This is a genomic window from Ensifer sp. 2TAB8, assembly GCF_052115125.1.
Lineage (GTDB): Bacteria > Pseudomonadota > Alphaproteobacteria > Rhizobiales > Rhizobiaceae > Ensifer.
In genome coordinates, this window is record NZ_JBFRGB010000043.1 from 1 (window position 1) to 20339 (window position 20339).

The window sequence follows — 20339 nt, forward strand, 5'->3', positions numbered from 1 at the left end:
GCAATCCCGGCAAAAGCACCCGGCTGATCGTCTGGAAGCGGCTGGCGCCAAGGGTGGCTGCTGCTTCCTCCACCTCCTTGTCGATCTCCTCCATGATCGGCTGCACGGTCCTGACGACAAAGGGCAGGCCGACGAAGATCAAGGCGACGACGATACCGGCAGGCGTGAAGGCGATCTTCAACCCGAGCGGCTCGATGAACTGGCCGATCCAGCCGTTCGGGGCGTAAAGCGTCGTCAGGGCAATGCCGGCGACCGCGGTCGGCAGCGCAAACGGCAGGTCGACCATGGCGTCGATCACCCGCTTGCCGGGGAAGCGATAGCGCACCAGCACCCAGGCGAGGATGACGCCGAAGATCAGATTGATGATCGCCGCAAGAAAGGCCGTGCCGAACGAGATCTTCAGCGCGTTCAACGTGCGCGGATCGAGCGCCAGCTCAAAGAACTTGGCCCAGCCCAATCCGCTGGCCCGAAACACCAGGCCCGACAACGGGATCAACACGATCAGAACCAGCCAGCTCAGCGTGATCCCGAGCGACAACCCAAATCCAGGCAAAACACTCGGCTGGCGAAACCGCCAGCGGTTCCCATTGCGTCGCTCCGTCAACTTCAGGTCACCTTTTCAGCCCTGCAACCGTAAACGGTCGCGCCATCCCCTTATCCAAACCGATCGTCAAGTCGCCGGTTGGCCGGCTTGTCAGAGCGCCGGTGTATTCGGCGCCAAACTAACAATTTCGCGGGCTCCAACAACGCAAATTTTTGACGCTGGGACGGGTCACAAGGAAACTGATTTCGCTTTTGAGCCGCGTCGATGGAAACACTCTACTGCGAATATTGTTCCATGCCGCTTCGGCGATCGCGCGGACATGAACTTTCGCCAAAGAAATAAATACTATCGATTTTATAGATATTAGGTGATCCTTGCTTCTCTGCCGTCTGTCGCTTGCGCATAATTGATCCCGGATCGGATCTTCTTGCAACGAGTCGTTGCAGTTCCTGGGTCATCGTCGCAAGAGATTGATGTCATGGCAAAAACGCTCATCATTCCGGGATTGTTCGGGTCGGACGAGGGACACTGGCAACGCCATTGGCTGAGGGATCATCCGGATGCAGTTCTCGTCGGACAGATCGACTGGGACCGGCCAAGGCTTGATCATTGGCGCGACGCTCTCGAACGCGAAATCCTCCGGCACGGGACCGTCGATCTGGTGGCTCATAGCCTCGGTTCGGTTCTCGTCGCCAATTTGGCGCGCCGCCCCCTGGCAAGGAAAGTACGCAGCGCACTGCTTGTCGCGCCCTGCGATCTTGGGCCAACCGATAGCCTGCATCCTGGCGTCATCGATTTCGGGCCGATGCCCGACCTGCCGTTGCCTTTCTCCAGCCTTGTCGTAGGCAGCCTCAACGACCCCTATATGCCCTTCGATCGCCTGCGGCATGTCTCCACCCGATGGGGCAGCCGCCTCGTCGATCTTGGGCATGCCGGCCATATCAACATCGCCAGTGGCTTCGGTCGCTGGTCGCATGGCTACGATCTGTTGCGGGTGTTGAACGGCATCGCACGTCGAGATGCACCGCGCGTTCAGGCAATCGAGGCTGATGTCATCGATCGGTCGCCGGTCCCGAGCGCTCTTGCCTGATGCCTCGTCGAAAGCCCATTCGGCTTGCTCACTCACACAGCACTTGATGTTGGGATCGTTTCGAGCTCTAATAGCGCACTAACTTTATAGAGTATGCCGTCTAGGGATGACCATGCACCAAAGTGCCAGGCCAACCAGTACAACGGATACAGGCTCGACCGTCGCGGCGGCGGTCGTTATGGTTTCCCGACCCCACCGTTATGGCGCAGAGCGACGATTGCGCGATGCGGACGGCAATTTATTCACAATTCGGTCGGTGTGTGCAGTCCGAGCCGAAACAGCCATGCATTTCAGACTTTGCCGGGTAGACCCGGCCATGGGAGAGTGCAGATGACTGTCCATGGATTGTTTACGAAGGTCGCTCCAGAGGGAGCCGGCGCAAGAGCCAAACCGCATATTGCCATCATAGGCCGCGGCTTTTCCGGGGTGATGATGGCCATCGCGCTGATGAAGTCGGTGCGAGCGGCGTTCCACGTCCATCTTTTCGATCCGCAGCCGACGATCAGCGGCGGGCAGGTGTTGGCGGCTGCCCAGAGCGGCGAGATCCTCAACAGCCGGGTGCGCGATCTTTCTGTCGCCGCCGGCCAGCCGGAAGACTTCAACGATTGGCTGCTGGGGAATGCCGAATTTCGCGCGGCGGTCTCTGCCGCCATTCCCGGCTTCCAGCAGATCTTCGTGCCGAAGAGCATCTTCAGCGACTACGTTTATCAGCGCTTTTCCGAAGCGCTGACGCGCAGGCCCGATATTTCGATGCAGCTTTCCTGTCAGGCAGTGTTGGGGCTGCGCAAGCAGGCCAACGGCCGCTTCCTCATGGTGCAGGAGGGGGCAGCGGTGGAGTGTGACGCCGTCGTGCTGGCGACCGGCTTCGGTCTACGCCAGGGCGAAATGGAGGTTGCCGAGGAGGAAAAGCCCCTGGTGCGCGCCCGCCGCCTGGTCGTGCCTCGTCATACCGTCCTGCTCGGCAGCGGCGTCCGGGTGGTCGACCGTCTGCTGCAATTGCGCGACAATGGTTTTGCCGGCGAAGTCACCATTCTTTCCCGGCACGGTTTTCTGCCGCAGCCGCACACGCGCCTTGCGGCGGCACCAACATTCCCGGTCGAGCCGATGCCGACGCGGCTCGGCGAAATCGTCCGCTTCGTCCGGCAGGCCTGTGCGGAAGCGGAAGCCACGGGACTTGGCTGGCAGGCGGCCATGAATGGCCTGCGTCGACGCGCACGCTCTCTCTGGCAATCTTTGCCCGAAGAGGAAAAACGCCGGTTCAACCGGCATCTACGGTCGATCTATGACAGCCACCGCAACCGTTTGCCGGCGCCTTTACACCTGCGTTTGCAGCAGGAGCTTGCCGGCGGGTTGACTAGCCTTCGCAAGGGCTGGGCAGGCAAGCGCCGACCGGACGGGTTGATGGTGCGCTGGGCAGGCGAAAACGAGGAGACGTTGCTTGTCGCCGATCAGGTGATCGATTGTCGCTGCTCTGCGCCGGACCTTAGGGCGCCGCTGATGCAGAGTCTTTTTTCCGGCGGCCTGGCGGAGCCGGACGAACTCAGCCTTGGGGTTGCCGTCAGCCCGGCCGGCGAAGTGCTGGCGGGCGGCCGGCCTACGCGCAATCTCTATGCGATCGGACCGCTTGGTGTCGGCAGCCTACCGGACATCGACCTGGTGCCCGAAATCGTAACTCAGACTTATGCGGCCGCGCGCTTGATCGCTACGCGCCACCGCGTGACACTTAAGACCGGCTGACGGCCGCAAATCCTTAGGCCTCAGCGCCGCGTCGCCCACGGTACCAACCATCGCTCGAGCAGGCGCGCTGTCATCTCGAAAACGAAGGCAACCGCAGCAATGACGACAATGCCGGCGATCACCACATCGGTCACCAGAAACTGAGCCGCAGACTGGATCATGAAGCCGAGGCCGCGCGTTGCCGCCACCAGTTCGGCCGCCACCAGCGTCGACCAGCCTGCACCCAGCGCAATCCGGGTCCCGGTGAGGACCGAAGGCAGGGCGCTCGGCAGAATGACGTGGCGCAGGACCTGCAGCCGCGAAGCACCGAAAGCGCGGGCCGCGTTGATATGATCGCTCGAGGTGGATTTGACGCCGGTCGCCGTGGACAGGATGATCGGCGGCAACATTGCCAGCGCGATCACCGCGATCTTGGAGGCTTCACCGATCCCCAGCCAGATGATCACGAGCGGCAGGTAGGCGAGCGGCGGCAGGGGCCGCAGGAACTCCACGATCGGATCGAGGATACCTTTGCCGACGCGGCTCGTGCCTATGGCAATGCCTGCCGGCACCCCGAGGAGGATTGCGACGGCGAGCGCACCGAAAATCCGCAACAGGCTGGCGCCCAGATGCTGGGCGAGTGTCGCATCGACGAAACCGGTGACCGTGAGGCTTCGCAGGGCCTGATAGACGGCGAGCGGAGAGGGTAGAAACAGTGCCGAAACGACGCCATAGCTGGAGACAAGGCTCCACAGGACGAGCAAGGCAGCGATCGTCGCCAGAGATATCCAGGCGAGCGATATCAGTGACCTCATCGTACCCAGTTCCGATTGCTCGATGGTGTCGCGCGGCTGATGCGACTCCAGCGGTGCGCTTTCGATGGAGAGACTCATGCGGCGATCCCTTCGTCTTCGGCATGGATGATGGCGGTCAGTTCGTCATGAAGCCGCCGGAACGATGACGAACTGCGGAGCTCGGCGAGCGGTACCCCGGCCAGCAGATCGCGGCCGAACGTGGTTGTGATCCCGCTGGCGATGCGCCCAGGATTGGGCGCGAGAACGATAATGCGGGTGGCAAGGAGCAGCGCTTCCTCGATACTATGGGTGATCAGGAGCGCACCGACGTTGCTCTTTTGCCAGACGTCGAGAAGAAAGCTCTGCATCCGGCTGCGCGTGAGCGCGTCGAGTGCGCCAAGTGGCTCGTCCATCAGCAGAAACTTCGGGTCCGAGGCGAGCGCTCGGGCAATACCGGCCCGCTGGCGCATGCCGCCGGAGAGCTCCCAGACGTTTCGGTTTGCTGCGCCCGGCAGGCCGACACGGTCGAGGAGGATCCGCGCGCGCTCCAATCGCTCAGATTTGGCAACGCCCCGGAGCTGAAGCGGAAAGGCGACATTGTCGACAGCGGTCAGCCATGGATAGAGTGCATCGTCCTGGAAAACCACGGCGCGATCTGCACCAGGCCCCGCCACCGATCGGCCATCGACGCAGACGCGCCCGCTGCTGGCCGCCAAGAAGCCGGCTGCCAGGTTGAGAAGGCTGGTCTTGCCCGAGCCCGAGCGACCGATGACGACGACGAATTCGTCGCGTGCGACCTTGAGGTTGATCGAAGCCAGAACCGGCGCGGCCCTGTTATCGGACGCTGCGTATCGCAGCGTGACATTATCGAGGGAAAGAACGGACATCCTGCTGTTCCCGGCTGGGTGGCACGTCGGCATGCACGCCCGGCCATGTGCACCGAGCGAGCATGCCGATTGAAGTTTCTCAGAACGAGAGCTTGGCCGCTTCCTGTGCCCAGCGGGCGGAAACGTAGGGGGCGTAGTCCGGAAGGACCGCCGGAATCTTGCCCTGCTCGAGAAGGAACGCCGAGGTCTCGGCGACCGCCTTCACCGTTGCTCCGCCGAGAAGATCGGAGCCTGCCTGCTCTTCAAGCGAAGGGAAGTAGTAACCCTTGAGCAGGTTCGGAACCTCCTCGGGCTTCGCACCGGTGAGGCGGGCGATCTTCTCCACTGCGGGTGACCCGGGGCTCCAGCTCTCCGGCCTTGCGCGGTAATCCGCATAGGCGTCGCCCGTCACCTTGACGAAACCGGTGACTATATCCGGGTGCTCCTCAGCAAACTTCTTGCTGACGATCCAGGCGTCGAAGGTCGGTCCGCCCCACTTCGCCACATCGCTGGAGGTTGCAAGCACGGTCGCGGTCGTCTTGAGTTCGGAGAGGACCGGATCCCAGACGTAGGCGCCGTCGATATCGCCACGCTGCCAGGCAGCCGCGATTTCCGGCGGCCGGAGGTTAAGGATCTCGACAGATTTCGGATCGATGTTCCAGTGTTTCAGCGCGGTCAGCAGGCTGTAATGCGCGGTCGATACGAAGGGCGTTGCGATCTTCTTGCCAGCAAGCCGCTCCGGCTTGTCGATCCCCTTGACCGCCAGCGCCTCGGCATCGCTGATCAACCCGACGACAAAAATGGTTTCGAACGGGAGCTGCCGGCTAGCGGCGGCCGCGAGCGGCGAGGAACCGACATAGCCGATGTCGATTGAACCGGATGCGAGCGCGGCGATCACGTCGGCGCCGCCATCGAACTTCTGCCAGGTGATCTTGGCTCCGGTGACCTTTTCGTAGGTGCCATCCGCCTGCGGCACGCGAGACGGCTCGACGATCGGTTGATAGCCGATCGTCAGGGTTGTTTCGGCAGCGAAAGCGGGGAAGGTGGCCTGGCTGGCCAGAAGCAAGGCCGCGCTTGCGGCAAGAAGGGTGCGTCTGCGGATCGTCATTGTGTGCTCCTCAACGGTTGGGTCCTGGCCCCGCTTGTGGAGCCTCGTCACAATGCTGATTAAAAAGATGTATTTTATATAGATAAATTATTCCGCAATTCGCTGGCCCGCAGTGGGCTCCATTCCAAAGTTGTGCCGTTTCGGCGGAGCTTCGTGCGCTCGCCGGAACAATGCCGCTAAAGATCGAGCCCGCCATAGCGGCCGTTGTGGTAGACGATCGGCTCGCCGGAGCCCGTGGTGATGGCGACGACCCGACCGATGATGATGGCGTGGCTGTGACGCTCGATGATTTCCTCGACCTCGCAGTCGATCGCAGCCAAGGCGCCGCTCAACGCGGATGCACCGCTTGCCAGTCGCGCCCAGTCGGCTCCCTCGTATCGGGCGACGCCCTTGACGCCATGCAGACCGGAGAAGCGCTCCGCCACGCTCCGCTGCTCGCGCGACAGGACGTTGACGCAGAAGTGCCGGTAGCGCTGGATGATCGGCCAGGTCGAGGACGTCCGGTTGATGTTGACGATCATGGTCGGCGGATCCACCGACAGGGCCGTTGCCGACGTGACGGTCGCACCAGTGCGGTCATCGCCGATGCCAGCGGTAATCACGGAAACGCCCCCTGAGAAATTGCGCATCGCGGCCTTCAGGGCCGGCGCCGTGATCGGTTCGTAGCCGTTGCTGGTTGGAATACTTGCGTCGAATGCTGGAGATGCGGCGAGCGCGAAAGTCATAGCCAGTCCCTCGAAAATTTCGCCTAATTCCCGGTCGCAAAATGGCGATGTGGGAAAAATTTTTCCTCGCATCAAAGATGATCGTCTGATTTTTAATTGTCAATAAAATTTATAGAGTTTATGTTTTTCGCATTCGGCGTGGCAACCAAGACTGCCGAAAGAGCGTTTCACGAGGAGGCATTCGCCAATGGAAACTGCGCCTGGAGATATTCCGGAAAAGATCAATGTGCTCTGGTTCCTGCCGACCCACGGCGACAGCCGCTATCTCGGCACCACGCGCGGCGGCCGCAATGTCGATATCAACTATCTGAAACAGGTGGCGCAGGCGGCCGATTCGCTCGGCTATTATGGCGTTCTCATTCCGACGGGCCGCAGTTGCGAGGACAGCTGGGTTGTCGCCTCGGCGCTGGCACCGCTGACGGAGAAGCTGCGGTTCCTGATTGCGGTGCGGCCAGGGCTCCTGTCGCCGACGCTGGCCGCGCGCATGACCGCAACGCTCGACCGGCTTTCTGGCGGACGGCTCTTGATCAATGTCGTCACCGGCGGCGACCCGATCGAAAACAAGGGCGACGGCATCCACCTCTCGCATACCGAGCGTTACGAGGTAACCGAAGAATTCCTGAACATCTACAAGGCGGTGCTTCGCGGCGAAGAGGTCGACTTCAAGGGGAACCACTTCGATATCGAAGGCGGAAAGCTGCTGTTTCAACCTGTCCAGACGCCGCATCCGCCGCTCTATTTCGGTGGTTCCTCCGGCAAGGGACAGGAGGTCGCGGCGCGCACGATCGACAAATATCTGACCTGGGGCGAGCCCGTCGAAGACGTGGCCAGGAAGGTCGCCGAGGTCCGTGCACTCGCCGATGCCGAGGGCAGGGACGTGACCTTCGGCATCCGCCTTCACGTGATCGTGCGCGAAACGGCCAAGGAGGCATGGCAGGCGGCGGACGAACTGATACAATATGTCGATGACGACACGATTGCCGCCGCACAGAAGGTGTTCGAGCGTATGGATTCGGTTGGTCAGAGCCGTATGAGCCGCCTGCATGGCGGCCGACGTGACAGGCTGGAAGTCGCTCCGAACCTCTGGGCCGGGGTGGGCCTAGTGCGCGGCGGTGCGGGCACCGCCCTTGTCGGTGACCCCGACCAGGTAAGGGCGCGCATGGAAGAGTACCGTCAGGCGGGCATCGATAGTTTCATCCTGTCCGGCTATCCGCATCTGGAGGAGGCCTACCGTTTCGGCGAGCTGGTGCTGCCGAACCTGCCGCTTGCCCATGCGGTTCCGGCCCGTGAGGCGTCCATCAACACCGGGCCTTTCGGTGAAACGATCGCGGGCGACCATCGTCCGAAACTGAAGGTTTCCCAATCGTGACAGGATCGACGCGCCGACCCGTGATCGCAATCGTCGGCGGCGGCTTTACCGGGGCGGCGGTCGCGGCGAATCTCGCGCGCAACGCAGCAAGCGGCGGCGCGACCATCATTGTCTTCGAGCCGCGGGCCCGGCTCGGCGCGGGCCTTGCCTACGACACGGACAATCCTGCCCACCGCATCAACGTGCCGGCGGCCCGCATGAGCCTGATCCCGGATGATCCAGATGATTTCCTCAACTGGATGGCGTCAAAAGGTGAACCGCGCGGCGATCCGGAGGTTTTGGCAGTCGACGGCAATCTTTATCCGCGCCGGGCGGTTTTCGGGCGCTACGTCTGCGAGTTCGTCGCCCCGTTCCTGAAAAACGGAAAGGTCGAGCACCGGCGTGAGCGCGTCGAGAAAATCGAACGCCGCGAGAACCGTTGGCGGCTGAGGAGTTCCGCCGGCACGGAGCTGGTTGCCGATATCGTCGTTGTCGCGACCACTCATCCGGCACCTTGCGTGCCGCGGCGCGTGGATCAGGCGCTTTGCGGCCATCCGCGCTACGTGCCCGACTCCACCGTTGTCGACGCCTTGGCCTGCATCCGCACCGACGATCACGTCCTAGTCATCGGCAACGGGCTGACGGCGGCCGATGTGATCGCATCCCTGGGGCTTGCCGATCACTGCGGCCCGATCGTCGCTCTCTCGCGCCGCGGCCTGCGGTCGCGCGGCCATGCTGGGCTGCCCCAGGAGCTGTTTGGTGATTTCGCCAGCGAGCCAGCACGAACCGCGCTCGGATTGCTGAAGCGGGTCCGGCAAGCAGTGCGGGACGCGGCCGACATCGGCACGAGTTGGCATGGGGTTTTCGACGCGCTTCGCAGCCAGGGCGGCCAGATCTGGCGGACCCTGCCAGTGACGGAACGCCGCCGCCTCGTGCGTCATCTGCGGCCTTTCTGGGATGTTCACCGCTTTCGCGTGGCGCCGCAGGTCGACGGAGCGATCCTGGCGGGACAAGAGCAGGGGCGGATCCGAATTCTCGGAGCTGCGATCGAGGAGGTCGAGAGGCGCGGCCATATCATTGCCGTCGATATCCGTCACCGGCACACCGGCCGCCGCGAGCGCCTGCTGTTTGATGCCTGTGTGGTGACGACCGGCCCGGCTCATACCGGCATCCTGTCGAGCCAGGGCTGGCTTGCCGATCTTGCCTCACAGGGATGGCTGCGTCTGGATGATGTGGGTTTGGGTCTCGCCTGCGACGAGGAAAGTCGCGCGATCGGGGCGAATGGCACAGCGGAGCGATCGCTGATCGTTGCGGGACCACTGGCACGCGGCACTTTCGGCGAACTCATGGGCCTGCCTCAGGTCAACGATCATGCAATATTCGTCGCCGAACAGATTGCAGACATGCTGACCAAGCCGGTGCGAAGCGGCCGGCGTGCCGCTCCTTTGGCAGAAATCCAGCAACGGTCGATGACGACCGTCGGCGGCGCCGCTAACCGTTGACCTGCGGGGTCTCTCCATCGAGACGGCGTGTCCAGTCCTCGACCTTGCGCGTCTGCAGGCGCTTGGCCGCATAGTCCCGCCAACTGGATGGCAGAATGGGAAGATTGGCGATCTCCGCAAGCGCCTCGCGATTGAGGGTATCGACGTAGAGGAAGTGCCAGAGCCGGTGGATCGTCCATTCCGGATGGCGACGCTCGACGAGGTGCATTCGGTCACCAGCCGAAACCAACCCGTCCTCGATGACGCGATAGTACCAACCGGTGCGGCCCGTATGCTGAAGGCGCCGCGCCATGTCCGGCAAGTCGAATCTGCGGTTCAGTTTCCAGCAGGGCTGCCGGCCCTGACTCACTTCGAGAAGTGAGCCCCCAAGGCGAAACCGGTCTCCGACAGCAACATCGCTCTCCGTCAGCCCGTGGGTCGAGAGGTTCTCACCGAAGGCGCCCGGCCGTTTTAACAGCGGCAAAGGGCCGATCTCGTCTGCCCAGGCACTATAGTGATCCCGGGGGTAGTGATGAACGGCCTTGTCGACGCCACCGTGTCTTTTGAGGTCCCCCTGATGGTCGCCGGTAAAGCCCGTTGACCCCAACTGCACGGAGCCTTCGATCGGCTGTTTGTCCATACCGCTCTGGGTTCCGCGATCGTCGATCGGCGAGAGGTTGCCGAGGAGCAAGGCGTCAAGCACGACCGGCCGCCGGTCAACCATCGATCTGCTCCAGCCATTCGCCGATCATCGCGGTGGCGGCGTGTTTCAAGCTGGGGCCAAGCCGTTCGGCATCGGCACGCAGATTCGACACGTTCACCCCCGCGGCTGACAGTTCGCAGCCGTGGCCGACCAGCCAGCGTTCGAAGGCCGCACCGGTTTCAGCCTCCGGATGGAACTGCAGGCCGAGGACGTTGCGCCCGCGTCTGAAAGCCTGCTGCTCGATCTGCGGCGTCGATGCCAGCAAGTCTGCACCGGACGGCAGGTCGTAGGTGTCGCCGTGCCAGTGCAACACGGAAACGTCGGCCAGGTGGCGGAGCGGTGAGGCGAGGCCTGTAGCGGAGAAACGCAGCGGCGAAAAGCCGATCTCCTTTATGCCGGATGAATAGACGCGAGCGCCGAGCGCCCGGGCGATCAGCTGCGTGCCCAGGCAAAGACCAAGGGTCGGCCGATCGGCGGCAAGGCGCGTCTGCAGCATCGCGATCTCGTCCGCGACGAAAGGATAGGCAGCGTCTTCGTAGACACCGATCGGACCGCCGAGCACCACGACAAGATCAGGTTCGAGCGGATCGAACGAAAGATAGTCTGCATTGCCGACATCGCGATACTCGATGGTAAACCCCGCCGCGCTCAGAGGTTCCGCAAAGGTACCAAGATCCTCGAAATGCACGTGCCGTATGGCGACCGCCATCTTCTTAGCCATCATTCGTCACCTCTATCGTCGTCCATCTCGGTGTCGGGGATCGTGCAACCTTCGCTCGTGCATCCGGGCGCTTCCGGGCGCGGGGCAGCAATATCCGGGATCGGTGCGGCAAGCATGGAGGCCAGGCGGGCGCCGATGACCATGTCGTCTTCGATCCCGAAGCGATGATATTCAACGTTGCCGTCACGGCCGATGATGATTGCCGTCGGCGTGCCGCGCATGCCGTAACGCTCCATCGTCTTCGGTATCGGCCCATCGTCCGATGGCTGATCGACGGCGATCGGGAAGGTCAGCCGATATTCGTGAATGAAGGCTTTGAGCGCGTCGGGCGTCATCACCGTGTGATGCTCGAAAACCGAATGCAGGCCGATAACCTGAAGGTCGGTCTCGCGGAAGACGCTCTGGACGCGCTGGGCCTGCGGCAGCCCGTGTGAAACGCAGGCCGGGCAGAGCATCTGAAAGGCATGCAGGAAAACGACCCGTCCGGAAATCCGGTCGAGGTTGAGCGGCTCAGGCGTGTTGAACCAGGTTGAAACGGCGAGTTGCGGTGCGGTCATCCGATAGTTGCTGTTCATTGTCATCTCCGGGGATGGCCGGACGGGTGATGCCGTCCGGCCGCCTTGTCAGGCCGCTTCGCGAACGAGCTTCACGCTGGGGAAGTCGACCGGCACGGCAAGCGCGACATTGATGTAGTTCGTGAAGAGATTAAGCGCGACATGGGCGATGATCTCGACCACGTCCTGATCGTCGTAACCAGCAACGTGCAGCGCCCGAACGTCCGCGTCAGAGACCTTTCCGCGTGCCTCAACGAGCTTCTGGGCGAAGGCCAAGGCCGCTGCCGTCTTCGGGTCGGACGACTTGCCCAGTTGCGCACTCGCCATTTCCTCTGCGGTCGCGCCGGCTTTACGGCCAAGCACGGTGTGGGCCGCCAGGCAATAGTGGCAATCGTTGCGGTCGGCGACGGCAACAGCGATCTGCTCGCCGAGCTTGGCGCCGAGGCGGCCGTTTCCGAGTGCACCGAACGAACCCCACATGCTGGCGAGTGCTGCCGGCGAGTTGGCGACCGCCCGGAACATGTTGGGCGCAATGCCGAAGGCGGAGCGGATCTCGCCAAGCAACTGGTCGCCGGCGCCGGTTGCCGAATTGGGGTCAACTAGATTAATTCTGCTCATGGTTTTCTCTTTCTATTTGCGTGGAGGGAGAAAATTGCCGGTCCGCCGATGGCAGTCGTCGGACCGGCGCCAACATCATCGGCATCCGCTCGCAGTACTGAGAACGTTGCTTACGGGGGCCGATGTTGAAGCTGAGGGCGAGAGCATGGCTGCTCTCTCGGTCTTTCGCCGGGTTCGGTTGCCGGCGCATGTGTTTCCTTTCAAACTCATTTCAGGCCGCGCCGCGGTTGAAAATCCGCCACGCGGCGTCCCGGTCCGCGGCGTCAGCGCCTTCGAATTCACCGCAGTCGACGCGCAACTCCGCCGGCCCGAAGGCGGCATCGACGAACGCGCAATGATGCGGTGCTTTCGGATCGTCGTAGACATGGGGGCGGAAATAGCGGCAGTTGACGCACATGCGCTGTTCCGGAATGGCGCCAGCCGACTGCAGACGGCGGATGATCTTCACGAGATGCATCAGCATGTCCTCCTGCTCGAGCTTGGAGAGCGCCGCGATGGCGTCCTCGGTCGCCGATGCCAGTTGACCGGCCTGGCGCACGGCGGCTTCGCCCCGGAGCGTTGCCGCGACTGACAGAGCCCGGGCGTCGCTGGGGTCGGCGTGCTTCTCGACGAGGCCCTTGCGCAGGAGCGCGTTGACCGAGTCCGTCGTCGTCGGCTGGCTGACGCCGAGATAGGCGGCAATCTGTTTGACGCGCATACCGTTCCGGTCGCGGGCCACGAGAAAGGTGAGGATCTGTAATTGCGTCGGATTGAGACCGATCGCCTCCGCCGCCGTCCAGGCCTCGCTTCGCATGGCGGTTGCCACACGCGATAACCCGTCGCCAATCCGGTCGACCAAAGAGGGAATTTTGTCAGCTTCTTTGCTCATGGTGGTTATTTACATAGGAATCCTATTTAATGTCAATGAGGGGCGGAAAAGCACCGCGAATTTGACGCGCATCAAAGTAGAGGGGACATTGCGGGCCTATTTCTCTGTTCGAACAACCCGAGCACGGGCTGGTCGCACAAATGGAGAAGACGATGTTGAATGCAATCAAGAGCGGATTGGGTATCGCCATCGCGGCAATGCTTGTCGCAGCACCTGCAGCCGCCGCAGACTTCGAAGTGCACATGCTGAACAAGGGCAAGGACGGAGCCATGGTGTTCGAGCCGGCTTCTGTGAAGGTTGCGCCCGGAGATACGGTCACCTTCATCCCGACCGACAAGGGGCACAATGTCGAAACCATCAAGGGTATGATCCCCGATGGTGCCGAGGCCTTCAAAAGCAAGGTCAATGAAAACTACAAAGTGACCTTCACGGCTCCCGGCGTCTACGGCGTCAAGTGCACGCCGCACTACGGAATGGGCATGGTCGGCGTGGTTCAGGTCGGCGATGCCCCTGCCAACCTCGAGGCCGTAAAGGCCGCCAAGAATCCCAAGAAGGCGCAGGAGCGCCTGGACGCCGCGCTGGCTGCACTTGGCAACTAAGTAACAGACTTCGCTTCGGAGCGGGGTGGGGACAGGCCGCTCCTGGCGTCCGCGCACTGGGTGAGGCGCGACGCCATCATGCGGAACCAATGCGAAGGCTTCGCGTTGGTTCCGCATGGATCAGATCACTGCTGAATTGTTCCCGCCTTCACAGATTCCCTATCCCATCATTTTCGCGCGAATCCTCGGCGCACTGATCTTTGGTGCAGTCATTGGCTTTGAGCGTGAGGCAAAGGCACGTCCGGCGGGTCTAAAGACGCACATGCTCGTCTGCCTTGCCGCCTGCGCGTTTGGCATCATTTCGCTGGAAAGCGTCCGGCTGAACGGCCTCTTCGACGACCGTGTCCGTATCGATCCGCTGCGGGTGGTGGAGGCTGTGACCGCAGGTGTCGCATTTCTCGCCGCCGGGACCATCGTGCTTTCCAAAGGTGAAGTTCAGGGGATAACGACCGGTGCCAGTCTCTGGCTCGCCGGAGCTATCGGCATTGCGGTGGGTTTCGGTCACTGGATCGTCGCCGGCCTTGCCGTCGCCTCCGCCTTCTCCGTCCTCTTTGTCATCGGTTCTTTCGAGGCGCGGGCAACGCGGCACGGAAAGCCGGATGTGGCACCGCAGGACCGGGCGAGCAACAACCACACCAAGCGCTAGCAGTGGCTGCCATGTGACGAGATCGAACGGGCGTCGGTCCACCAACTTGAGCCGCCGGTTACGTGAGACATCAGGTCGGTCGGGTCGCGCAGAATGGCTTGAGTACGTCGAGCCACGCACCAAGGGTGGCCTGCAGCAAATCCGTTCGGCAATTCATCTCGGAACCGCTAATGTCGATGTAAGCCTGTACCAAGGAAGGTTCGATGGACTCCACCGGTTCTCTTGCCGCCAAGCTGCTGTCGGCGACGCTGTTGTTCGACCAGACCTCTTTGGCCGCCTTGGAGGCCCTGGCCGCCAACTCGGATCGTAGGATCTTGCGTCGCGGCGAGGTTCTCGTGCGAGAGGGAGACCGGTCGGACCGCTTCTTCGTCGTTCTGTCGGGTCGTTTCACGGTGATCCGCGAGGGGGTTCTTGAGCCTGTTGCCGAGATTGGCCAGGGCGAACTCGTCGGCGAAGTCGGCTTCTTTGCTGCGCTGCCGCGCATTGCCACCGTCGTTGCGGCGCGTGATTCCATCGTACTCGAAATCCGCGACGACCAATTCGAAAGGGCCGCCAAAGCACTGCCCAGCCTGCGCCAGTCGGTGACGACGTTTCTCGCGCGACGGTTTGCGATGCAGTCTCCGCCGCCAACGCAGATCCGGCAGCCCTGCAAGCTTCGGACGCTGGCAATTGTTCCTGCCGGCAGCAGCCGGATTTCAGCTGATTTCATCGCGCAGTTCCGTGCCGCATTTGCCTCGGACAAGCGGATCATCTTTCTGGCCAAGGGAGAACTCGAGGACCGGTTCGCCAACTTGCCGTTCGACGACCAAGCCGTGCTGGATTGGTTGAACCATCTCGAAGTCAAGGCCGATGTCATTGTCTATGTTGCGGATGATGAGCCGAGTGACTGGACGCGCGTATGTATTCGCCAGGCCGACAATGTCCTGTTGTATGCCGATGCTTCCGACCCGCCTGACCTCAGCCCCTGTGAAGCATTGGCGCTCTCGGTCCATGCGCCATCCAACCTTCGGCTGGTGCTCGTTCATGGGAAGCGCTCCGCAACGGTCTCCGGAACTGCCGCATGGCTCGACGTACGGCCCGGCGTGCGCCAACACCACCACGTTTCCTTGGAAGACCAGTTGGATCTCGAACGCCTGGTCCGCTTTATCCTGGGTGAGGCGAGAGGCTTTGTCGCAGCCGGCGGGGGCTCGCTCGGCTGCGCGCATATCGGAGTCTACAGGGCGTTTGTCGAAGCAGGAGCTTCCTTCGACTATCTCGGAGGGACCAGTTCGGGCGCCGCGATCATGGCTGGCTTTGCCAGCGGACTGGACGCCGACGAAATCGACCGGGGTACACACCTCATCTTTGTGAAGAGCCGCGCGTTTCGCCGTCTCACCCTGCCGCAGTATGCGCTGCTCGATCACAAGGTGCTCGACCGCACGCTTCAGGCCGAATATGGCGATATCCTGATCGAGGACCTCTGGCTTCCGTTCTTCGCGCTATCGACCAATCTCAGCAGCCGGCTGGCATATGTCCACCGCAGGGGCAAGCTCTGGCACGCCGTCAGGGCGTCGGGCTCGATCCCCGGCGTCCTGCCGCCGTTCTTCACGGCCGATGGCGACATGCTGGTCGATGGCGCCATCATGAACAATCTGCCGCTGGAGCAGATGAAGGAACTCAAGACGGGGCCCAACGTCGTCGTGAGCTTGGGGTCCGACGGGCCGAGGAGGCATCATATCGACTATGACAGCATTCCCGGGGCGTCCGAACTGGCGGTGCGAATGCYCACACCGTTTGGTCGTGCCAATCTGCCGAAGGTCCCGAGTGTGATCCAGGTGATCACGGCGAGCGTGTTGGCACACAGGCCGGAGGAGGTGATGCTCGGCGAGCGGGACATGCTCGTCTCGCCGCCAATTTCGAGCGCAATCGGTTTCATGGATTGGAGCCGGCATTCCGAACTTTACGTCAACGCCTATGACTGGACGAAACGCTGGATCGAGGAACGTCTTGGCGAGAACGACCCGAAGCTTCTCCAGGTACTTGGTGTTGCGGCGGGGCCGGGCCTGTCACAGGCGATAAGCAATGGTCTGGATCGGACTGCTTTGTAGTGGGGTGCCAATGATTGGCCGAAATCTGTGTCGGCGAAGCGCGATCGCCCCGGCGTTTCGGCGAATTTCATCGCTCATTCCGAATTGTCACTGTCCTCTTGCGGTTGTAGTATTTTAGGATAGCCTTGTGGGGGATTAGCCCGCATCGGCTATCCCGTTTGGAAGTGAGAAAGATCAACAAATAGAGAGACCTCGGACAAGAGGCGGCTCATATTCGAAAATGCTTCGTCCCCGAATTGGTATGCCGATCGGGTTCCCTTGGATGTACTTGCGGGACGTCTTTGGCTTGCGGCGCACGGCAACCGTGTAGTCTGATGTCACAGTGGTCCCATTTGCTTGAAGTGGATCGACGTGATGGCTGAGAATAAGAATGCCGGCGCACCTCCGAGTGCACAGGACCTCCGAATGCAGATCCTCCAGCGGGAAATGGAGGAGATGGACAAAGATCGGCGATTGAGGACGATTGAGGAAGAGAAACACGCCGACTTCGCCGCAGATTTCCTCAAGAAGCAGGTGACCGAGGAGGAGATCGCCATCGTTCGCCGCCTTGTGACGAACGCCGTCAAGGCCGGCAAGTTTGAAGCTATGGTTTATAGCTTCCCGTCCGAGCTATGCACCGACAGCGGCCGCGCCATCAACAGCGGTGACCGCGACTGGCCGCAGACCCTGCAGGGCAAGGCAAAGGAGTTCTTCGATCGCTATCAGCAGCACGGCAAGCCGCAAGGCTACAAGTTGAAGGCGATGATCATCAACTTTCCGGGCGGCGTGCCCGGCGACGTCGGGTTCTTCCTGAACTGGGCTCCGGACAAGGCCTGAGCATCACCGCCATCGGCGTCGGAGTGAGCGGTGGCGGCGGCGGCACTACATTTCCGGTGCTCAGGGAACGATCGACCGTTTCGGTAAGCCCGCGCCTTTCCGCGCGGGCTTACGCGCTTTAAGCAACGTCAGGCACCGTTCTGCGAACGTGGTCGTCGTGCTCGAAGTCATCCGGTCGTTTCTGGCGTTTGCCGAGGTCCGGCTCGGTGAACTTCACACGCTCGTAGGGGATCGAGGCAAGAATGTGCGAGATGCAGTTGATCCGCGCCCGCTTCTTGTCGTCCGACGGCACGATCCACCAGGGGGCATACTCCGTGTCCGTCATGCGGATCATCTCGTTGTAAGCCCGGGTATAGTCCCACCAGCGCTGATAGGACTCGACGTCCATCGGGCTAAGCTTCCACTGGCGCAATGGGTCGGCGATGCGCTGACGGAACCGGCGTTCCTGCTCCTTCTCGCTGACGTCGAGGAAGTATTTCAGCAGGACGATGCCGCTTTCGACCATTGCCGCTTCGAAGCGCGGCGCGAGTTCGAGGAAGCGCCGGGCGCTGTCTTCGGAGGTGAAGCCCATGACGCGCTCCACACCCGGGCGGTTGTACCAGGAGCGGTCGAAGATCACCACTTCGCCGGCTGCCGGCAGATGCTGGATGTAGCGCTGCATGTAGATCTGCGACTTTTCCCGCTCCGTCGGCGCCGGCAGGGCCGTTACCCTGAAGACGCGGGGGCTGACGCGCTCGGTAAGTCGCCGGATCACGCCGCCCTTGCCGGCAGCATCGCGGCCCTCGAAGATGATGACGATGCGGGCGCCGGTCTTTTTCACCCAGGCCTGCAGGTGCGCAATCTCTTCTTGCAGCCGGGCGAGCTCCTTGGCGTAGCCACCGGATGATCGCTCTTCTGCAGGTGCAGACGCTTCGGCAACCTTGTCGGCGCCGTTCTTGTCCTTATTCTTTTTCTTGCCTTCGTGTTTTCCCATCTGTCTCTCCCGTTTCGAAGTTTTGTGCTGTTCCCATGGCGTTGGAGTTCGCCACAGATTCTCCTCCCGGCACATGGCTTTCACCGTACCGGGCTTCGTAAGCGTCCAGCGCGTCCTCCATGCCCTCGAAGATCATGTTGGGTCCGATGCGTTCGATGATGCCGGCCCGCTCAAGCAGGGCGCGGGCATCCGTGTGCAATTCCGCCATGCCGAGCGCAATGTCGCGCGCCTTCAGTTCCTCGGCGAGATCCCCGAGCATCTCGGCTGCGGTGCTGTCGATCTGCGGGATCGCGCTGGCATCGATGACCAGCCAATGGGCAGGCGGCGGCAGTTCGTCGGCGATCGCAGTCAAGCGCGCCCGCACATAGTCCGCGTTGTAGAAGAGCAGGCTGTCCTGGATCATGCAGGCGCCAAAGCCCGGCACCGGGCGTGCGTCTGGTGCGCGATGCAGCTTGTAGAAACCGTCCCGTCCGGGGATTCTGCCAAGCATCGCGTCGTGCGGATACATGGTCTGCAGCAGCAGATAGATCAGCGTTGCGGCAATCGCGATGACCACGCCGTTCAATACGCCGAGGCCGATCGGCCCCCAGAGCGCGATCAGGGCAAAAACGAACTCGATCCGGTTGACGCGCCATATCCGCCTGAGGCCTTCGATGTCGATCAGGCTAAGTGCGGTCGCGGCAAGGATCGCGCCGAGCGCTGCGATCGGCAGGATGCGCAGAACATTGCCAAGAAACAGCAGCACGGCCATGAGGGTCGCGGCGGCAACCAGGCTTGCGATTTGCGAACGGCCACCGACCGCAAAGTTTACGGCGGTGCGAGAATCCGAAGCAGTCACCGGAAATGTCCCGAACAATCCGGCCGCGAAATTTGCCGCACCGAAACCCGTCAGTTCGCGGTTGGGATCAACGCGATATCCCCCGAGCGTCGCGAAACTGCGCGCGGCGATGACACCGGAGCCGAAACTCACAAGGAAAATGGCGGCTCCGCCCGTCAGTAGGGCGTCAATCGGCAGGTTCCCGATGCGTGGTAAGGTGAACGACGGCAACCCCTGCGGTATGTCGCCGACAACCGCCATGCCGCGCCCTTCGAAGTCGAAGAGAAACGAAAGCAGTACGGCGACGAAGACGACGATGACCGGCCCTGGTATGGGCGATCGATAGATGCGGGCCACTTGCAGGAGCGCGAAGCAGGCCAAGGCAAAGGCCAGGGTGGGCCAATGGATCGAACCGGCTTGGCGCAGCAGTTCGACCACCGGCGATATCAGACCCTCGGACTCGATGCTGACGCCGGTAAAGCGCTTGATCTGTCCAACAAGGATCGACAGCGAGATGCCGGCGAAGAAACCGGTCAGGATCGGGCGTGACAGAAAGGTTGCCAATACGCCGAGCCGCACGAGGCGGGCAATCAGGCAAAGGATGCCGACGATCAGCGCCAGCAGCGCAGCCGCTGTCACTCGGTCGACCGTGGTGCCGGGCGTAGCGAAAACCGTTGTCAGAACCGCAGCCAGCACTGTCATCGTCGCAGCATCTGGTCCAACGATCAATTGGCGCGATGGCCCGAAAAGCGCGTAGGCGATGAGCGGCGTTATGCTGGCATAGAGGCCGGTTTCGGCGGGCAGTCCAGCTATGGCCGGGTAGGCGATGGCGCTTGGCAGACCTACGGCGGCAATGGCAAGTCCTGCAGAGATATCGTTGCGCAGCCAGCCGACACGGTAACCATCCAGGTTCGCGAGCAACGGCAGGCGAGGCAGATTAAACGGCATGCGTATGCCCCCGGACTATGACTCCTCCTGCCAGCAACGATGCCGTGTCGAACGGGAGGGTCAAACGAATGGACCATAACATTGAGAATATTAGAGATGCAAAACTTTTCGTTTTGCCTAATCACGTATAATGCGCAAAAGTTGCAGCGACCACGAGGCCAAAGCCTCTACAACGTGTGCCGCATCTGATCTCGCCGTGCAGAGGCTTGTGACGGGCTCTCCGCCGCGCCGCCGCGGCGGATTTTGGCAGCCCGAGATTGCCTGAAATCGTCGCGCGGACCCGCCCCGCAGCATAGCTGAGGGGCGGCAAGGGCGCG

Annotated in this window: 20 protein-coding genes; 8 read left to right on the forward strand and 12 right to left on the reverse strand. The window is 62.0% G+C overall.

Features of this window, described 5'->3' with window-relative positions:
• Nucleotides 1-604, reverse strand: a 604-nt coding sequence (gene cysT, locus AB4Z53_RS33840; protein ID WP_441599746.1) for a sulfate ABC transporter permease subunit CysT, incomplete at its 3' end; no start/stop codon positions are given.
• A 418-nt stretch (nucleotides 605-1022) separates the two neighbouring features.
• Here cysT and AB4Z53_RS33845 point away from each other — a divergent pair.
• Together AB4Z53_RS33845 and AB4Z53_RS33850 are read left to right on the forward strand one after the other, a co-directional pair.
• Nucleotides 1023-1634: an RBBP9/YdeN family alpha/beta hydrolase gene (locus AB4Z53_RS33845; RefSeq protein WP_441599748.1), complete on the forward strand. Its 612-nt coding sequence runs from the start codon at nucleotides 1023-1025 to the stop codon at nucleotides 1632-1634.
• Nucleotides 1635-1964: 330 nt separating this feature from the next.
• Complete coding sequence (locus tag AB4Z53_RS33850; protein WP_441599750.1) at nucleotides 1965-3371, forward strand: FAD/NAD(P)-binding protein; 1407 nt, start codon at nucleotides 1965-1967, stop codon at nucleotides 3369-3371.
• A gap of 20 nt (nucleotides 3372-3391) precedes the next feature.
• Here AB4Z53_RS33850 and AB4Z53_RS33855 read toward each other — a convergent pair whose 3' ends face one another.
• From AB4Z53_RS33855 to AB4Z53_RS33870, 4 genes are all read right to left on the reverse strand, one after another.
• Nucleotides 3392-4165 (reverse strand): ABC transporter permease subunit, encoded by a 774-nt coding sequence (locus AB4Z53_RS33855; RefSeq protein ID WP_441599794.1) that lies wholly within the window; start codon nucleotides 4163-4165, stop codon nucleotides 3392-3394.
• Nucleotides 4166-4239: 74 nt separating this feature from the next.
• Nucleotides 4240-5031 carry a taurine ABC transporter ATP-binding protein gene (locus AB4Z53_RS33860; RefSeq protein WP_441599752.1) on the reverse strand — a complete coding sequence of 264 codons (792 nt, stop codon included), beginning with the start codon at nucleotides 5029-5031 and terminating at the stop codon, nucleotides 4240-4242.
• A gap of 79 nt (nucleotides 5032-5110) precedes the next feature.
• On the reverse strand, nucleotides 5111-6118 hold the full coding sequence (tauA, locus tag AB4Z53_RS33865; RefSeq protein ID WP_441599754.1) for a taurine ABC transporter substrate-binding protein: 1008 nt from the start codon (nucleotides 6116-6118) through the stop codon (nucleotides 5111-5113).
• Between the two features lie 176 nt (nucleotides 6119-6294).
• A complete protein-coding gene (locus tag AB4Z53_RS33870) occupies nucleotides 6295-6843 on the reverse strand; it encodes a flavin reductase family protein (protein WP_441599755.1) in 549 nt (182 codons plus the stop codon).
• 187 nt (nucleotides 6844-7030) lie between these two features.
• Between AB4Z53_RS33870 and ssuD the strand changes: the two genes are divergently transcribed.
• Both ssuD and AB4Z53_RS33880 read left to right on the forward strand, forming a co-directional pair.
• Complete coding sequence (ssuD, locus tag AB4Z53_RS33875; protein ID WP_441599757.1) at nucleotides 7031-8212, forward strand: FMNH2-dependent alkanesulfonate monooxygenase; 1182 nt, start codon at nucleotides 7031-7033, stop codon at nucleotides 8210-8212.
• Nucleotides 8209-9693: an FAD/NAD(P)-binding protein gene (locus tag AB4Z53_RS33880; protein WP_441599759.1), complete on the forward strand. Its 1485-nt coding sequence runs from the start codon at nucleotides 8209-8211 to the stop codon at nucleotides 9691-9693. The genes ssuD and AB4Z53_RS33880 overlap by 4 nt, the downstream gene beginning before the upstream one ends.
• Here the strand turns inward: AB4Z53_RS33880 and AB4Z53_RS33885 are convergent.
• From AB4Z53_RS33885 to AB4Z53_RS33905, 5 genes are all read right to left on the reverse strand, one after another.
• Complete coding sequence (locus tag AB4Z53_RS33885) at nucleotides 9683-10396, reverse strand: MOSC domain-containing protein (RefSeq protein ID WP_441599761.1); 714 nt, start codon at nucleotides 10394-10396, stop codon at nucleotides 9683-9685. The genes AB4Z53_RS33880 and AB4Z53_RS33885 overlap by 11 nt on opposite strands.
• Entirely contained in the window at nucleotides 10389-11096 is a 708-nt protein-coding gene (locus AB4Z53_RS33890) for a glutamine amidotransferase (protein ID WP_441599763.1), read from the reverse strand. Before AB4Z53_RS33890 ends, AB4Z53_RS33885 begins: the two co-directional genes overlap by 8 nt.
• Nucleotides 11096-11671 carry a redoxin domain-containing protein gene (locus AB4Z53_RS33895; protein ID WP_441599765.1) on the reverse strand — a complete coding sequence of 192 codons (576 nt, stop codon included), beginning with the start codon at nucleotides 11669-11671 and terminating at the stop codon, nucleotides 11096-11098. The genes AB4Z53_RS33890 and AB4Z53_RS33895 overlap by 1 nt, the downstream gene beginning before the upstream one ends.
• 48 nt (nucleotides 11672-11719) lie before the next feature.
• The gene (locus tag AB4Z53_RS33900; RefSeq protein ID WP_441599767.1) at nucleotides 11720-12268 is read right to left on the reverse strand and encodes a carboxymuconolactone decarboxylase family protein; all 549 of its coding nucleotides are present in this window, start codon (nucleotides 12266-12268) and stop codon (nucleotides 11720-11722) included.
• 211 nt (nucleotides 12269-12479) lie between these two features.
• Nucleotides 12480-13136, reverse strand: coding sequence for a MarR family winged helix-turn-helix transcriptional regulator (locus AB4Z53_RS33905; RefSeq protein WP_441599769.1), 657 nt, complete (start codon nucleotides 13134-13136; stop codon nucleotides 12480-12482).
• Between the two features lie 152 nt (nucleotides 13137-13288).
• On the opposite strand from AB4Z53_RS33905, the gene AB4Z53_RS33910 reads away from it, so the two are divergent.
• From AB4Z53_RS33910 to AB4Z53_RS33925, 4 genes are all read left to right on the forward strand, one after another.
• Entirely contained in the window at nucleotides 13289-13735 is a 447-nt protein-coding gene (locus AB4Z53_RS33910; protein WP_419195852.1) for a pseudoazurin, read from the forward strand.
• A 115-nt stretch (nucleotides 13736-13850) separates the two neighbouring features.
• Nucleotides 13851-14381, forward strand: coding sequence for an MgtC/SapB family protein (locus AB4Z53_RS33915; RefSeq protein ID WP_441599771.1), 531 nt, complete (start codon nucleotides 13851-13853; stop codon nucleotides 14379-14381).
• Between the two features lie 203 nt (nucleotides 14382-14584).
• Nucleotides 14585-16468, forward strand: a complete 1884-nt coding sequence (locus AB4Z53_RS33920) for a patatin-like phospholipase family protein (protein WP_441599773.1) — start codon at nucleotides 14585-14587, stop codon at nucleotides 16466-16468.
• A 354-nt stretch (nucleotides 16469-16822) separates the two neighbouring features.
• Nucleotides 16823-17284 (forward strand): histidine kinase, encoded by a 462-nt coding sequence (locus AB4Z53_RS33925; protein WP_113540574.1) that lies wholly within the window; start codon nucleotides 16823-16825, stop codon nucleotides 17282-17284.
• Between the two features lie 118 nt (nucleotides 17285-17402).
• On the opposite strand, the gene ppk2 is transcribed toward AB4Z53_RS33925, so the two are convergent.
• Together ppk2 and AB4Z53_RS33935 are read right to left on the reverse strand one after the other, a co-directional pair.
• Nucleotides 17403-18257, reverse strand: coding sequence for a polyphosphate kinase 2 (gene ppk2 / locus AB4Z53_RS33930; protein ID WP_113540573.1), 855 nt, complete (start codon nucleotides 18255-18257; stop codon nucleotides 17403-17405).
• The gene (locus AB4Z53_RS33935) at nucleotides 18226-20022 is read right to left on the reverse strand and encodes a SulP family inorganic anion transporter (protein ID WP_441599775.1); all 1797 of its coding nucleotides are present in this window, start codon (nucleotides 20020-20022) and stop codon (nucleotides 18226-18228) included. Before AB4Z53_RS33935 ends, ppk2 begins: the two co-directional genes overlap by 32 nt.
• Between the last annotated feature and the right edge of the window lie 317 nt (nucleotides 20023-20339).

Coding starts and splice junctions, on each gene's coding strand:
- AB4Z53_RS33845 (WP_441599748.1), top strand. CDS start 1,023: ATGGCAAAAACGCTCATCATTCCGGGATTGTTCGGGTCGGACGAGGGA.
- AB4Z53_RS33860 (WP_441599752.1), bottom strand. CDS start 5,031: ATGTCCGTTCTTTCCCTCGATAATGTCACGCTGCGATACGCAGCGTCC.
- AB4Z53_RS33915 (WP_441599771.1), top strand. CDS start 13,851: ATGGATCAGATCACTGCTGAATTGTTCCCGCCTTCACAGATTCCCTAT.
- AB4Z53_RS33905 (WP_441599769.1), bottom strand. CDS start 13,136: ATGAGCAAAGAAGCTGACAAAATTCCCTCTTTGGTCGACCGGATTGGC.
- AB4Z53_RS33850 (WP_441599750.1), top strand. CDS start 1,965: ATGACTGTCCATGGATTGTTTACGAAGGTCGCTCCAGAGGGAGCCGGC.
- AB4Z53_RS33895 (WP_441599765.1), bottom strand. CDS start 11,671: ATGAACAGCAACTATCGGATGACCGCACCGCAACTCGCCGTTTCAACC.
- AB4Z53_RS33870 (WP_441599755.1), bottom strand. CDS start 6,843: ATGACTTTCGCGCTCGCCGCATCTCCAGCATTCGACGCAAGTATTCCA.
- AB4Z53_RS33900 (WP_441599767.1), bottom strand. CDS start 12,268: ATGAGCAGAATTAATCTAGTTGACCCCAATTCGGCAACCGGCGCCGGC.
- ssuD (WP_441599757.1), top strand. CDS start 7,031: ATGGAAACTGCGCCTGGAGATATTCCGGAAAAGATCAATGTGCTCTGG.
- tauA (WP_441599754.1), bottom strand. CDS start 6,118: ATGACGATCCGCAGACGCACCCTTCTTGCCGCAAGCGCGGCCTTGCTT.
- ppk2 (WP_113540573.1), bottom strand. CDS start 18,257: ATGGGAAAACACGAAGGCAAGAAAAAGAATAAGGACAAGAACGGCGCC.
- AB4Z53_RS33935 (WP_441599775.1), bottom strand. CDS start 20,022: ATGCCGTTTAATCTGCCTCGCCTGCCGTTGCTCGCGAACCTGGATGGT.
- AB4Z53_RS33885 (WP_441599761.1), bottom strand. CDS start 10,396: ATGGTTGACCGGCGGCCGGTCGTGCTTGACGCCTTGCTCCTCGGCAAC.
- AB4Z53_RS33890 (WP_441599763.1), bottom strand. CDS start 11,096: ATGGCTAAGAAGATGGCGGTCGCCATACGGCACGTGCATTTCGAGGAT.
- AB4Z53_RS33855 (WP_441599794.1), bottom strand. CDS start 4,165: ATGAGGTCACTGATATCGCTCGCCTGGATATCTCTGGCGACGATCGCT.
- AB4Z53_RS33910 (WP_419195852.1), top strand. CDS start 13,289: ATGTTGAATGCAATCAAGAGCGGATTGGGTATCGCCATCGCGGCAATG.
- AB4Z53_RS33925 (WP_113540574.1), top strand. CDS start 16,823: ATGGCTGAGAATAAGAATGCCGGCGCACCTCCGAGTGCACAGGACCTC.